General features: G+C 58.3%; 14 protein-coding genes. 4 read left to right on the top strand and 10 right to left on the bottom strand.

Translation table 11 applies throughout. The annotated features are described in order from the left end of the window. Window positions 1–22: 22 nt before the first annotated feature. The 10 genes from DI396_RS10365 to DI396_RS10320 all read right to left on the bottom strand — a co-directional run bounded on the left by DI396_RS10365 (window position 23) and on the right by DI396_RS10320 (window position 10,324). Entirely contained in the window at window positions 23–430 is a 408-nt protein-coding gene (locus DI396_RS10365; RefSeq protein ID WP_110796149.1) for a hypothetical protein, read from the bottom strand. Beyond that, window positions 427–1,515, bottom strand: coding sequence for an EscU/YscU/HrcU family type III secretion system export apparatus switch protein (locus tag DI396_RS10360; protein ID WP_110796148.1), 1,089 nt, complete (start codon window positions 1,513–1,515; stop codon window positions 427–429). Before DI396_RS10360 ends, DI396_RS10365 begins: the two co-directional genes overlap by 4 nt. Continuing rightward, window positions 1,512–2,288, bottom strand: coding sequence for a flagellar biosynthetic protein FliR (locus DI396_RS10355; protein ID WP_110796147.1), 777 nt, complete (start codon window positions 2,286–2,288; stop codon window positions 1,512–1,514). Before DI396_RS10355 ends, DI396_RS10360 begins: the two co-directional genes overlap by 4 nt. After that, complete coding sequence (gene flhA / locus DI396_RS10350; protein WP_110796146.1) at window positions 2,288–4,375, bottom strand: flagellar biosynthesis protein FlhA; 2,088 nt, start codon at window positions 4,373–4,375, stop codon at window positions 2,288–2,290. The genes DI396_RS10355 and flhA overlap by 1 nt, the downstream gene beginning before the upstream one ends. 3 nt (window positions 4,376–4,378) lie before the next feature. Next, the gene (locus tag DI396_RS10345) at window positions 4,379–5,212 is read right to left on the bottom strand and encodes a transglycosylase SLT domain-containing protein (protein WP_235851826.1); all 834 of its coding nucleotides are present in this window, start codon (window positions 5,210–5,212) and stop codon (window positions 4,379–4,381) included. A 122-nt stretch (window positions 5,213–5,334) separates the two neighbouring features. Beyond that, the gene (locus tag DI396_RS10340) at window positions 5,335–7,743 is read right to left on the bottom strand and encodes a hypothetical protein (protein ID WP_110796144.1); all 2,409 of its coding nucleotides are present in this window, start codon (window positions 7,741–7,743) and stop codon (window positions 5,335–5,337) included. Next, the gene (gene motA / locus DI396_RS10335; RefSeq protein ID WP_110796143.1) at window positions 7,740–8,609 is read right to left on the bottom strand and encodes a flagellar motor stator protein MotA; all 870 of its coding nucleotides are present in this window, start codon (window positions 8,607–8,609) and stop codon (window positions 7,740–7,742) included. The genes DI396_RS10340 and motA overlap by 4 nt, the downstream gene beginning before the upstream one ends. A gap of 88 nt (window positions 8,610–8,697) precedes the next feature. After that, window positions 8,698–9,342: a MotE family protein gene (locus DI396_RS10330; RefSeq protein WP_162617209.1), complete on the bottom strand. Its 645-nt coding sequence runs from the start codon at window positions 9,340–9,342 to the stop codon at window positions 8,698–8,700. 2 nt (window positions 9,343–9,344) lie between these two features. Further along, window positions 9,345–9,803 carry a hypothetical protein gene (locus tag DI396_RS10325; protein WP_110796142.1) on the bottom strand — a complete coding sequence of 153 codons (459 nt, stop codon included), beginning with the start codon at window positions 9,801–9,803 and terminating at the stop codon, window positions 9,345–9,347. A 14-nt stretch (window positions 9,804–9,817) separates the two neighbouring features. After that, a complete protein-coding gene (locus tag DI396_RS10320) occupies window positions 9,818–10,324 on the bottom strand; it encodes a flagellar basal body-associated FliL family protein (protein WP_110796277.1) in 507 nt (168 codons plus the stop codon). 122 nt (window positions 10,325–10,446) lie between these two features. Between DI396_RS10320 and fliF the strand changes: the two genes are divergently transcribed. From fliF to fliP, 4 genes are all read left to right on the top strand, one after another. Further along, window positions 10,447–12,072: a flagellar basal-body MS-ring/collar protein FliF gene (gene fliF / locus DI396_RS10315; protein ID WP_110796141.1), complete on the top strand. Its 1,626-nt coding sequence runs from the start codon at window positions 10,447–10,449 to the stop codon at window positions 12,070–12,072. Then, window positions 12,072–12,668, top strand: a complete 597-nt coding sequence (locus DI396_RS10310) for a FliH/SctL family protein (protein ID WP_162617208.1) — start codon at window positions 12,072–12,074, stop codon at window positions 12,666–12,668. The genes fliF and DI396_RS10310 overlap by 1 nt, the downstream gene beginning before the upstream one ends. Then, entirely contained in the window at window positions 12,661–12,957 is a 297-nt protein-coding gene (locus tag DI396_RS10305) for a FliM/FliN family flagellar motor switch protein (protein ID WP_110796139.1), read from the top strand. The genes DI396_RS10310 and DI396_RS10305 overlap by 8 nt, the downstream gene beginning before the upstream one ends. 65 nt (window positions 12,958–13,022) lie before the next feature. After that, window positions 13,023–13,718: a flagellar type III secretion system pore protein FliP gene (fliP, locus tag DI396_RS10300; RefSeq protein ID WP_110796276.1), complete on the top strand. Its 696-nt coding sequence runs from the start codon at window positions 13,023–13,025 to the stop codon at window positions 13,716–13,718. Window positions 13,719–13,866 lie beyond the last annotated feature (148 nt).

Below are 13,866 nucleotides of genomic sequence, written 5' to 3'. Positions count from 1 at the left end.
TGCGGGGCCAGGTGAATTGCGGTCATTGGGCGAGTTGCTCGAGATCCGTGACGATACGCTTGGCCTCGCGTTCCTTGGCCACTTTATGTAACTCTTGCTCCAACAGGTCTTGAGCCACTGTGGTTTTACCGAAGGCGCGGCGTAATTTGACCATGGCTTCGTTCTTGCGTACGAGAACCTGCGCCAGCTGCATTTGCAGCGCGGCGCGGGCCCGACCGACCCACTGCCGCCAGAGAAGGTCGGCGCCAAGCGCGCGCACTGCCATCATATCGTCTTGGGCGGCGTTCATCGCATCGCGCGCCTGTGAATCCAAATCCGCCAAAGCTTGACGCAGCCGCGCCTCTTCGGCCGCGATCTTTTGTACTTTGGCCAACTCGACTTGATAAAGCGCATCGGTGACCTGCACCAGTTCCTTGAATTGCTGACTCATCCCCGCCCCCAACGCGCGCGTTTACGCATGGCTTCGGCGAATCGGATGGCTGCCGCGACAGCGCGGAAGTGTTCCGAAGCGATCTCCTGTCCGATATCGGTTGTCGCATAAAGCGCCCGCGCGGTTGGCGGATCGGATCGGATCGGCACCGCATTCTCATTGGCAATCTCGCGGATTTTTGCGGCGATTTCGTCGACGCCTTTGGCGACGCAAACCGGCGCGGCACCGGGCATACGGCTCCATTTGAGCGCCACGGCATAATGCGTCGGGTTGACAATGATCACATCGGCGGTGGGGACGTCTTGCATCATCTGGCCCATGGCGATTTCATACCCGCGCTGGCGGCGCTGGTTTTTCATATGCGGGTCGCCTTCGCTTTCTTTGTGTTCGTCGCGGATTTCCTTGTTGGACATCATGTTTTTGCGATTGTGCTCCATCTTTTGCCACAGAAAATCAACCACGCCGATGACGATGGCGATGAGCAGGACGACAACAAAGAACCGGCTGAATAAATCGGCCAGCATCATCGTGGCGATTCCGGGGCTGGTTTGCACGGTGCCCGCCATTTCTTCGATACGCGCCCGCAAAAACAGGCCCAAGACCGTCGAATAGATCGTCAGTTTGACGAAACTTTTGCCAAATTCAAATAATCCGCCGCGCCCGAATTTGTTCTTGGCGTTGGACAGGATCGAAATTCGGCTGAGCTTCATGTTCAGTTTCGAGGGGGCAAAGGCAAATCCGCGTTGGGCGAAAAGTGTCAGGAGCGCGGCGACGGCGGGTAGGGCAAACAGCGGAAGGACCGCGATACCTACGGCACCGAGCACACCGGCAAATACCGGCTGCGCCGATCCGTCGAACATCAGTGGCGCCAGATCGTGTGATTGGCTGACCAGCATCATCAACGCATTGCCAATACCTTCGATGATCGAGGGCCCCGCCGCGACCACGGCAAGCAAAAGCCCGCCATAGGCGGCAGCAGTGGTCAGATCTTGAGAACGGGCGATGTCGCCCTTTTTGCGCGCCTCATCCAGCTTTTTGGGCGTGGGTTCGTGTGACTTTTCGGTATCGTCGTCCTGTCCACTCATGGCGCACCTGTGAACGGATTGGCCATGAAGAGGTTCAGCGCCTCGACCCAGACTTGTAAAATCACCGGTGAGATAATCAGAAGCAGGGCCATTGCTCCGCCGGTGATCACCGGCGCGCCGACAAAGGCGACCATGAGTTGCGGCATGGCCCGGTTGATGACCCCGAGGGTCAGGTTATAGAGTACCGAAATGATGATGAAAGGCGCGGCCAAAGTAAAGGCCAAGGAGAACGCGCGGCTGACTTGTGAAATGCCCCATTGGCTGACCACCGAGGGCACCGGAAATTGACCTGCGGGAAGCATGTCATAGGACAGCACCAAGAGTTGAACAACTCGCACATGCAGACCCATCATCATCGCCAAAGCGAGGCCGGACACCATTAAGACATGACCAATCGCAGGCAGGGGTTCGGCCCCTGCACCGCCAAAAATCTGCGCCAAAGATGTGGCCTGCGCGGCCATCGATCCGGCGGTTTGCAGGGCCAGCACGAAAAGCCGCACCCCAATGCCGAGCAACAGTCCGTTTGTGGTTTCTGTCGCGGCATAGCGGACGAGCGCCGGCAAGGTATAGGTGCCTTGTGGGTCAATCGTGCCGACAATCGGGGACAACACCAAGGTGAACGCGAGCGCCAATCCCAATTTGACCCGCACCGAGACGGATTGTTCGCCAAATCCCGGCAATAAGGATACCATCGGGCCCACCCGCAGAAACACCAAAAACCCCTGCCAGAGAAGGGCTTCTGTCCATCCAAACAGGGCGGCGGCATTTTCCATCAGGCTGACACCACTCCGACCAAAGCGGGGCGCGCCTCAAGCCCGATTTCCTCGAAAGAGAGCACGGGATTGGAGATGTTTTTGGCGCTCATCACCGTGCGCAGAAACCGGCGGCGACGGGTCGAGGTGACAATTGCGGGAAAAATTCCGCGATCGCCGGCCTCATTGATCCGGTCCGAGACCGAATTGGCCAGACGGTTGAACATATCGGGCGGCAGCGCCACGTCGAGCCCGCCGCGTTCGCTGTCGATTTGATAGGTGCTGAAGGTGTCCTCCCATTCGGGCGCCAGTTGGATCAACGGAATTGTGCCGTCGTCACGGCGCATCTGCGCAACCAATTGGAAGCCGAGCCTTTGGCGCACATGTTCGCAAATCGCTTCGGGTTGATGGTGGATGGTGCGTGCTTCTGCCGTGGCTTCGAGGATCAAAGGCAGGTTGCGGATGGAAACCTGCTCTTCAAGCAACAGGCGAATGACCTGATGCAAGAGGTCAAGCGGGACCTTTTCGGGGATCAGCTCGTCGAGCATTTTGCGGTTTGCCTCGGCGCGATGCGGGTCTGACAGATTGACCATTTCATCGAGCAAGCGGCGCAGGGATTTCAACGTCATCAGGCGGGGGAAGTTCTTTTTGATGATTTCCAAAAGATGTGTGGCCAGAACCTCGGTCGGGGTGACGATGGTGACGCCGGACAAGGCGGCGGCCTCTTGGTCTTTGGGGTTGAGCCAGCGGGCCGGGGCGCCATAGACCGGTTCTTGCACATCCTCACCCTGCGGCAGGCCGGCGCCGCCATCGGGGATCAACGCAAGTACTTGATCGGGGGACAGGCGCGCGCGCACCTGCGCGACACCCTGAATGCGAATGACGTAGTGGCCGGGGGGTAATCCGGGATCATCGGTGAGCCGGATTTCCGGCAGGATCAAACCAAAGAAGGTGGCCACATGGGTCCGCATATTGGCAATACGCGCGTCCAATCCGGTGCCGGGGTCAAGCACCATATTGACCAGATCCGGCGCGAATTCGACGTGGATGTCATCAAGGTTCAATACATCGCCCAACGGACGGTCTACCGGCATGGCAGGCGAATCCTCGGGCTGGAGTTCTGCCTCGGCTTCGGTTTTCTGGTTCTTGAACATATAGAAAGCCGCAGCCCCCAACACGCCGGCGCCGGCCATGAAGGGCACGAAAGGCAGGCCGGGGACAAGCGCGAACAACGCCATCAGAACAGCCACCGTGGCCAGTGCGGCTGGATATTTTCCAAGCTGGTCAAACAGCGCCAGATCGGTCGCGCCCTTGTCGCCGCCACGCGCCAGCAAAAGCGCCGAAGCGATGGAGATGATCACCGCCGGAATTTGCGTTACAAGCCCATCCCCAACAGTCAAAATCGTATAGGTTTCAAAGGCATCGCCAATGGCCATGCCGTGGACGACAACACCCATGATCAACCCCATCACAAGGTTGAGCATGGTGATCAACAGGCCCGCCACCGCATCGCCTTTGACGAATTTCGATGCACCATCGAGCGACCCGAAAAAGGTCGTCTCCATCTGTTCCAATTCACGGCGGGCCTTGGCTTCGGCGTGGTCGATGGCGCCGGCGGACATGTCGGCGTCGATGGCGAGCTGTTTGCCGGGCATGCCGTCAAGCGCGAAACGCGCACCGACCTCGGCCATCCGCGCCGCGCCTTTGGTGATCACCATAAAGTTCACGATGAGCAGCACCCCAAAAACCACAAGGCCCAAGAAGACGCTGCCGGACATGACGAAATTGGCAAAACCTTCGATCACATCCCCCGCTGCGCCGGTGCCGGTGTGACCTTGACCGATGATCAACTTGGTCGAGGAAACATTGAGCGACAGTCGCAGCATCAGCGAGGCCAGAAGGATCGTCGGAAAGGCTGAGAAGTCGAGGGGGCGTTCAATGAACAGGGTCACGGTGAAGATAAGGATCGCCAATGCGAAAGAGGCGGCCAGTCCGATATCGAGCACAAAGGCCGGCATCGGCAGAATCATCATTACGATGATTGCCATCAACGCCAAGGCAAGCAGGATCGTCGGTTGGAAAATCGTCCGCAGAGTCAAAGCTGGCATGATTTATCCTTCGGGTGTGGATTGTGCGAAAAGGCTCGCTCCGCCGCGCGAGATGGGCACGAGAGAGCCAAGCCCTCCGGTTGCGCCCGATTGCAGCAGCGGGAAATTATTAGGTGCGCGGGTTTTTTGTCGCCGCACGGGCGAAGCATCCGCGATGGCGACAGGAGCAGGGTCGGCGCGGGTGTCGCGGGGCTGCAATTCACCCACGTTCGGCGGGGTGTTGGTCATCGCCGAGCGGAACCGTTCGAAGCGCGCTTTGTATTTGTTGGCGTATTTCGGGGTGCGGGAGTGATAGGCACCCGCAGCATTGGTCCAGCTGCCGGTCTCTTGATACAGTTCGGTCAGGAATTTTGCCGCATAACGGGCATTGGCGATCGGCTCGAACATCTCTTCGATGGAGCTGAAATTCTTGTGATGCCATTTGTAATTGATCTGAAAACAACCGACGTCAAAGCTGCGCGCGCCGCGTTTGAAGTGTTTGAACACATAGGCGCGAGCTTCGTCCTCATTGTCGAACCATTTCCCTGCACCCTCCATATTGACCGTCCAGGGCCATGGGCGGATTTTCCCGCCGCGTTTGTGGCCGGTTTCCGTACGTGTAATGGCCTGCAGAACCGAAATGGGGACGCCCGATTCGCGGCTGACGGTTTTGGCAGCGGCATCGCAGATCGCGGCGATCTCGTTTGAGGCACGTGCGCCGCCGGGTGCCACGATGCATAGGACAGACCCCAAGCAAAGTAAGGTTACGCGCGCACAAACGCGGGCCATTGCGGCCTTTGTAAGGGGGATGAAAAACGCCGCCGTATGGAACGGGGCGCGGATCTGGAGTGATGACATTCTACCATCCTTGATGCGCATTCTGCTGCTTTGGCATCAGGATAGGTCTGGGGTCTTACCAATGGGTAACGAAGGGCCGAGAAAAGCGGGTAATTCTATCGGTGGGCGCCGTTTTCTGTGGATTATTCTGCCTTGAGCGGATCGACGCGAAGATCGGTCAACAATCCATCAAGAAGCGCGCGTGCTTCGGCGCTTTGTTCGAGCAGAGCACGGTTGCGTGCCAAGACACCTTGGTCTGCGCGCGCTGTATCCTCTTCGGGCGTTTGCGCCGAAACCATCAGGGCGGCGGCCTCTGCCATCGGGCCGTCATCTGCGTCTTGAACGTTGCCCCATGCGCCGGCGAGCCAGGCTTGGCGTTTGGCTTTTTCGGTGTCTTCAATGCTTTGGAAGGCGCGGGTGGCGGCTTCGTGGTCGCCGGTCATGGCGCGCGCCTCGGCGCGAATTTCTTCGGCATCCGGTCCGCCAAGGCCAATAACATCAGCTTCGGCCCGCAGGGGGCGCATATCAAGAAGCGCGGCGCGGGCGCGCAAGAGGCGGCGCGCCCTTCCGTCCGGGCCATCGGCGCTGGGTTCCAAAAACCGATCGGCAGGAGCCGCAAATCCGAGCGAGATCAAACGCTCTGCGGCGCGATTGCCGACGTCGGGGGAGATCTCTTCGATATGATCGAATTGCTGCGCGATGGCGATCTCCAGAAAGATCATATCGGCAGCTTTTTCGGTCAATATCCCAACCGCTTGTGAGCGAACGGCACGATAAGCGGCCGGAGCCGCACCGGATTTAAATTGTTGAAGCTGTTTGAAGGCCTCGTGAAATTTACCTGCGTCGGCCAAGGCCAAAGTGTTTACCCTCAGCAACTCATCCCCCAAGGGTGTCTCGCGTTGTTCAAAGGCATAGGCACCCGCGAGATCGGCCATTTCAGGCGAAATTTGTTCGTGGCGTGCCAGTTTGGTGTCGATCAGTTTGACCAAGGCTTCGGGAGAATCCTCGGTGTTGGAGGTGACCACAGTGTCGAGGGTCTTGGCCGCCGGCTCGATTTCACCCTTGGCAAGTTCAAGATCGGCTTTGGCCATATGGGCCTTGGCGTCAGGCACATCAATGCCGCGGTCCAGAAGGCGCAAGACCTGCTCTGCCTCGTCTTTCATGCCGGCAGAGAGAAAGCGTTCGCTCAACATTGGTCCGATATGGGCACGCAGGTGCAGCGGAAGACTGGAGAAATTGCGCAGCGCCGCAGCGACATCGGGATGCGCGGCATAGGGCAGGGTTTTATGTGCCAAGATTGCCCAAAGAGCGACGGGTGAATCGCATTGCATCTGGCTGTGGAGAAGCCCTTCGTTGGGGGCAAAGCCGCGTTCCATGATCTGCGCCAAAGCGCGCAAGACGTCGGTTTCCTTGGCGTGCGGGTCGAGCATCTTTGAAGCGATGAGTGCTTCGGCGCCAAACCCGTAGTGAAGATAAAGACGGACAAGATTGCGCGCGGCATCGGGATTGGGTTTGTCGAATTCCCCCAATAGCTGCGCCCGCGCCTTGCCGATGGCGGTGCCGAAACTTACATCCGGGTCGCCCCATTGCCCCACGGCAATTTCATCTCCATCAAGGCATCGTTGTCCGTCTTGGGATTGTGGTAGCTCCCCGATCATCCGCAACAGGTCTCGATCGATGCTGGTTTCTGCTTTGAGATTGATGTGGCTCATGGCCTCCTGCGCGGCCTCTTCGGGGGACATCAGCGCATCATGCGGGTTTTGTCCGTCATCGGATGTGGTCTTCGTATATGGCGCATCATTTTCCGCGCGATGAGTGCGCGGGGCATGCGTTGTGGTCTTGCGCGGCACCAATAGGCCTTGGGTTGCGGCGCGGCTGATTTGTTCAACCAAACGGTCTTGGGCCTCTTGGACCCGCTGCAGCCGGCCAAGATCTTCGTCGCGCAGGGTTGCAAATCGGTCGGCGGCGTTTTCTGTGCTGGCGGGTTCGGGTTGCAGCGGAACTACGGGTTCTTCAACCTCGCCCATGGAAATTCCGAACCCAAGGTGGAACGGAACTTGGCTGTTGTCGGTGGCGACCGGGAAGACACCGAAAGAGACGCGGCTTTGTTCGCGCGGCTTGGTGTTTGGGGTCACAGCGGCGGCCGCAGCCACGGTCGGAATTGGCGTGGTATCGGTTTCGTTCTCTGCGCCGTCGCCGGAGATGTCGAGCACCAGATAGCGTTGCCCGACATAATAGCCTTCGATGGCGCACTCACAGGCGAGATCAAGACGCAGCGCGCTTTCGCCCGCAATAGGGCGCAGTGCCTTTAAACGGTTGCGCGGAATTTTGTCAAAAGCCTTGGTGGTGTCAAAGCTCAGCCCCTCGCGCGCAAAGCTCAATAGGCGGCTGTCTCCCATTTTTTCCAGACGCCATTCGGTGGCGTCTGGAAGGTAGAAAACCAGACGGGTGAAATCCGCATGTTCCCCGCCAAGCACGTCAACCCGCTGCGCGGCAGCGGGCGATGCCCCGGCAAACAAGAGCGACGCGATAAAGAGGGCAACCCGGATCATGCCGCCTCCGATTTGAGCGCCTTGAGGGCCTCTTCGAGGTCTGAAAAGCTCGGGCGGCAATGGGATGGCGTGTTCTGGCGGCCGACTTCGATGCAAATATTGGTTGCATGATTGTGCAGATTGGCGACGAGAACCTCGCGGATGAGCTGGTAGAAATGGCCGTCTTCTTCGACCACGTCTTTGACTTTGGTGGCAAAAGGTCCAACGATACCGTAGGCGAGGAAGACCCCCAAGAAGGTGCCGACGAGCGCGCCACCGATCATTTTACCCAAAACTTCAGGCGGTTGGTCGATTGACGCCATGGTTTTAATCACGCCCAAAACCGCCGCCACAATCCCCAAAGCAGGCAGACCATCCGCCATGACTTGCAGGGCGTGGGAGCCATGCAACGCGTGGTGCAGGTTTGCTTCCATCCGCTTTTCAAGCACTTCTTCGACCTGATGCGGGTCGTCATAATTCATCGAGGCCGAGCGCATGGTGTCACAGATCAGGTTGACCGCCTCGCCATCGCTCATGATTTTGGTGTATTTCGAGAAGATCGACGAGCTTTCAGGATCTTCGATATGTTCCTCGATGGCCACGGGGTTTTGCCGGGCCAGGCGGATCAACTCGAAAAGCAGGCAAAGAAGGTCACGGTAATCGTCATGCTGCCATTTTGGCCCCTTAAAGACCTTCCCAACATCCTTTAGCGTATGTTTGATGCCGGCGATGTCGTTGCTGATGAAAAATGCACCGGCTGCCGCGCCGCCGATCATCATCAATTCGAACGGCAGGGATTTGAGGATGATTCCCATCTTGCCGCCGGCAAGGATATATCCGCCGAAGACCATCGCGAAAATGACGACGATGCCAATGATACCGAACATGCTGGTGCTCCACCCGATTTTGGTTGATCCGACTGTGACAGCCGAGCGTTAAGAAAGCCTCTGCGCGGGCTAAATTACTGACCTGATTCTAGTTTTTTGGGACATTTGCGTTGCGCCCGGCGAGAACCACGCTGATTGTATAGGCGGCGGCTGGCGAAAGGCCGGTCATGATACCTGCCGCTGCATCGGGACGCATTCGCGCCAGAAAACCGGCGGCAAAATCGGGATCCATTTCCTCAAAGAGCGCGGCGGCGTCCTTGGGCTTCATATTTTCATACACTGCCGTGAGTGTGGTGATATCTGTTTCGGCGGCACTGTCGGCCAAAGCAAGGGTGTCGCGCAGGGCGGATTCGGCAGCGGTCAGCTCGGCCATTTTGCGTGCGATCTGTGCATCCGCAACCGCAAGCGCCTGCATACGTTCTTGCATCTGTGCTTCGCGGGTTTTCAGCCGGTCTTCGCGTTGTTGGAACAGCTTGAGCATTTCGGCCATGTCCGGGGGCGGCGCACAACCTTTGGCCGGCGTGGCGGCGTGGGCGTCGTTGGTTGCTGTGTCGTGTTTGTTTTCGACCGCAAAGGCCCGGCCCGCATCCCCTCCGATTCGCACCATCGCCGAGCCGATCAGCAGGCTTGAAATCAACAGCAAGATCCCACGCCCCCTCCGACGGCGCTTGCGCGCTTTGGGTTTCGGGTTGGCCACAGGTGCGGCCTTGGCGGATTTCTTTGCGGCGCGCATGATTATCGGCCTCCGGTGGCGGTATGGCGTCTGAAGATGGGTTCTATAGGCTGCTCGGGCATCGGCTCCGGTGCGGGTTGCGCGGGTTGAACCGGTTGTTGGGCCTGCTGTCTGGCGGCGGGTGCAAATTCGGGCTGAGCGAACGACTGAGGCGCCGCAGCGCGTGTGGCGGCAGGATCGGGGAGGTCATGCATGGATGCGACCAACAGTTCGAGGCGTTTGGCCACGCCCTCGGCCCGATCGGTCAAACCGTCCAGAGACCGGGTCGAAGCCACGGCGGTATGTTGTGCGGCGGCGAGGGTTTTGGTCAAATCATCGACCTGTGCGGAAAGAACCGCGACCGCGCCGCCAACGCCGTTTTCAAGATCGTTAAACCGGCTTAACCGGCGCGCCAGCACATAACAGTAAAGGCCCGCGCCAAGCGCGCCGGCCACCAGCAGAATATCTGCAATCATCTCCATAAGTAGTCACCCTTCTAGTTGACGACGAATTCCATAATCAGAAGATCGTTCACACGGCCTTCGCCGGTGACGATTTGAACGCGGCGCAGCATTTGCGCGCGCAGACGTACCAGCGCCGATGGATCGGTCAGATCCGCCGTTTCCAGCGCGCGCAGATAGCTGTTCAGCACATCCACAACCCGCGGCAATAGCATCTCGACGTCGGCTTGGTGCTTGAGGGGCACTTCGAGTTGTGCCCGAAAGCGCAGGTGTTGGTTCTCCGAACGCCCGCTCAGTGAAATCAGCAACGGATCGACCGCAACAAAAGCCACATTCGGCATGGCTTCGCTGTGCATTTCTTCTTCGTCATGTGCGTCTTCTTCGGCATGGGCGTCGCCCCCGAGAATCATCCCGGAAGAGGCTGCATAAAATCCGCCACCGCCGCCCGCGATGGCAAGCACCAGCCCAATAATCAAAGGCATTTTGGAGGATTTCTTAGGCGTGTCTTCGCCGCCGTCTTCGGTTGTTTCTGTCTCGGCCATGCTGATTTCCTGCATTTCTCAATAAACCTTCTATAGCCCGTCAGGGACTAACCGATTGTTAAGTCTGATGAGCGAAAGATGGGGCACCCGAGCAGAAGTTCGGAACACTTGGAGGCAAAGAATTGCAGCAACTCATCAATGTATGGTCCGCCCTCGATATGCGCCGCCGCCTGACCGTGGTTCTGGCTACGCTGGCGATGTTTGCCGCGGTTTTATTCCTCTCTCGTATGGCTGCGGCGCCGAGCATGACCTTGCTTTACGCGGGTCTGGAAAGCGGCCCGGCGGGCGAAGTTGTCCGCTCTTTGGAGCAACGCGGTGTCGTCTATGACGTGCGTGGCGGTGCGATATTCGTCGAATCGGGACAACGCGATGAACTGCGCATGACATTGGCCAGCGAAGGTTTGCCAACGCAATCAAGCCAAGGATATGAATTGTTGGATGGGTTGTCGGGGTTTGGCACCACATCGCAAATGTTCGACGCGGCCTATTGGCGCGCGAAAGAGGGCGAATTGGCCCGCACGATCGTCTCCAGCCCCCATATTTCCAATGCGCGCGTGCATATCGCGAATACCGGATCGAACCCGTTCCAGCGCGATGTGCGCCCGACGGCATCGGTGTCGGTGACGGCCTCTGGCGGGCCATTGCCTGCCAGCCATGCCCGGGCGCTTAAATATCTTGTCGCGTCGGCGGTTCCGGGGCTATCGCCCGAAGATGTCTCGGTGATTGACGGCAGCGGCGCATTGATTGGAGCGGCTGAAGACGCCGCCCCGCAAAACGCCAGCGAGGATCGCGCAGAAATGCTGCGCGAGCGGGTGCAGCGTTTGTTGGAGGCGCGGGTTGGCTTCGGCAACGCCGTGGTCGAGGTCAGCGTTGATACGGTGACGGAAAGCGAATCGATCTCCGAGCACCGGTTTGATCCCGAAAGCCGCGTTGCGATCAGCACCGATACCGAAGAGCGCTCGAATACATCGAAGGATCAGGGCGGCGGTGATGTCACCGTGGCCTCGAACTTGCCGGAAGGGGATGGCGCAGGTGGCGACAGTTCACAAAGTCAAAACAGCGAAACCCGTGAGCGCGTCAACTATGAGGTGTCAGAGACCCGCCGTGAGATTGTCCGTCAACCTGGTGCGATCAAACGGTTGACCTTGGCGGTTCTGGTCAATGGAACCAAGGGGACTGATGATACCGGCGCGGAAGTTTTCATGCCGCGCCCAGAGGGCGAGCTTGAAGCGCTGCGTGAGTTGGTCTCGGCGGCGGTCGGATATAATCCCGAACGCGGGGATGTCATCACGATGAAATCCATGGAGTTCGAACCGATCGCGCCCGCAGGCACCGCAAGCACAGCTTCGATGTTCGATAATATGAACCTCGATATCATGTCGATCATTCAAATGGTTGTCTTGGCGCTTGTCGCCCTGATTCTCGGGCTGTTTGTGATTAAACCGGTTCTCTCGCGCGACAGCGAAGGCGCCGCCGCCTTGCCTGCGCCTGACGGTGAGGGTGCGGGCAGCGCCGGCGATTTGCCCAGTTTGACGGGCGAGATAGATGACGGTGGTTTCGAATTGCCTTCGTTGGCGACCATGTCGGATTTCGACGATGCGAACCTGCCGGATCTGGGTGATTTCGGCGGCGGGGGCATAAACGGCGACGATCCGGTCACACGGTTGCGCAGCATGATTGGCGAACGACAGGAAGAAACTGTTGAAATCCTGCGCAGCTGGCTCGAAGACAAAGAGGAGAATGCCTGATGTCTATTTCTCATTTACTCGAGGATTTCGGCAGCAATAGCGCCGTGCGGACGACGGTTTCCATGACCGATACCACCCTTGAAGAGCAACGATTGGATTCCTTCGAGCAAGGCTACAAAGCGGGCTGGGAAGATGCGCTTAAGGCGCAAAACAATACCACCCGGCAGATCTCCGAAGAGTTTGCCCGTAATTTGCAGGATTTGTCGTTCACCTACCGCGAAGCCTATGCCCATGTGATCAAATCGATGAACCCGCTGCTGAGCCAGATCGTCGAGGCGGTTCTGCCGGAAATGGCGCAGCAAACCATTGGTATGCGAGTGATCGAACAATTGCAGGACATGGTCAAAACGTCGGGCGACAGCGGGATCGAGGTGCAGGTGGCCCCGGCAAATCAACCCGCCGTCGCCGCCCTGTTGAAACAGGAATTCGCCTTTCCCGTCCGGCTCAAAGCCGATGCGACCCTGACGGAGACGCAGGCGTTGCTGAAATTCGACGAAACCGAAAAACAAATCGACCTTGGCGAAGTTCTGGCCGGTATCGGTCAGGCTGTGTCGGGATTCTTCCATGAACATCAAAAGGAGGTCGTCAATGGATGACGTCAATGGAACGCCAAAGATCGCCGGGGCCGATCTGGCTAGCCCGTTCACTTCGGTGCCGATCGAGATCACCATTTCAGTGGGTAAGGCGCGGCCGTTGATCCGCGATTTGCTGAAGATGGGGGCCAATGCTGTATTGCCGCTCGACAGCCGCGTCGAAGACCCGGTTGAACTGTTCGTCGGGGACCGGCTTATCGCGCGGGGCGAATTGGAAGAACTGGAAGGCGATCAAGCCGGGCAATTGGCGGTGCGTCTGACCGAAGTTGCGGATTTGCAGAACGGATTGTAATGACCCTAGCCTTTGTACGGAGTCCAGAAGGACTCTGGCGGGCCGCCCTGATCGCGGTTTGCCTCATGGCGCTCAGCGCCGCGCCCGCAGCGGCGCAGGAACTTTCGCTGGATCTTGGCGATGGCGGCTCGGTAAGCGCGCGGTCGATCCAGTTGATCGTGTTGATCACGGTGCTCAGCCTCGCGCCGGGTCTGGCGATTATGGTGACATGTTTCCCGTTTTTGGTGACGGTGTTGTCGATATTGCGCCAAGCCATCGGATTGCAGCAGTCGCCGCCGAATATGTTGATCATTTCGCTGGCGTTGTTCTTGACTTATTTCGTGATGGAACCGGTATTCACGACCGCATGGGAAACTGGCATCGATCCGCTATTGAATGAACAGATCGAGGTGGAAGAGGCGTTTACGCGCACCCTCGCCCCGTTCCGCACCTTTATGTCTGCGCGTCTTGACGGCGACACGTTTTCAGCGATGGCCTCCTTGCGCCCTGGCGGTGACGAGATCGTCGCAGGGCCGGATGCGCCTTTGTCGGTTCTGGTGCCGAGCTTCTTGTTGTCGGAAATCTCGCGCGCATTTCAGATCGGTTTCTTGGTCTTCTTGCCGTTTTTGATCATCGATTTGGTTGTGGCGGCGGTGTTGATGTCGATGGGGATGATGATGGTGCCGCCAGCGATCGTTTCTTTGCCATTCAAATTGGCATTTTTCGTCATCGCGGATGGTTGGAGCCTGATCGCCAGTTCCTTGGTGCGCAGTTACTTTTAGCTTTGCTACGGACTTTGTAATGCGTTGCAAACGCCGTCCTGCGGGGCGGCGTTTTTGTTGCGCGGCGCAAGGGTAGTGGACCCCTCGCAGTTTAATTCCGCTCCCGAAATGGTATTTTCGGCAACAAAAGAGACTGAACCTGGGGCTG

The organism is Litorivita pollutaquae, assembly GCF_003205515.1.
Classification (GTDB): Bacteria; Pseudomonadota; Alphaproteobacteria; order Rhodobacterales; family Rhodobacteraceae; genus Litorivita; species Litorivita pollutaquae.
The sequence above is the reverse complement of the archived record's forward strand: the minus strand, read 5'-3'. Positions and strand labels throughout refer to the sequence as shown.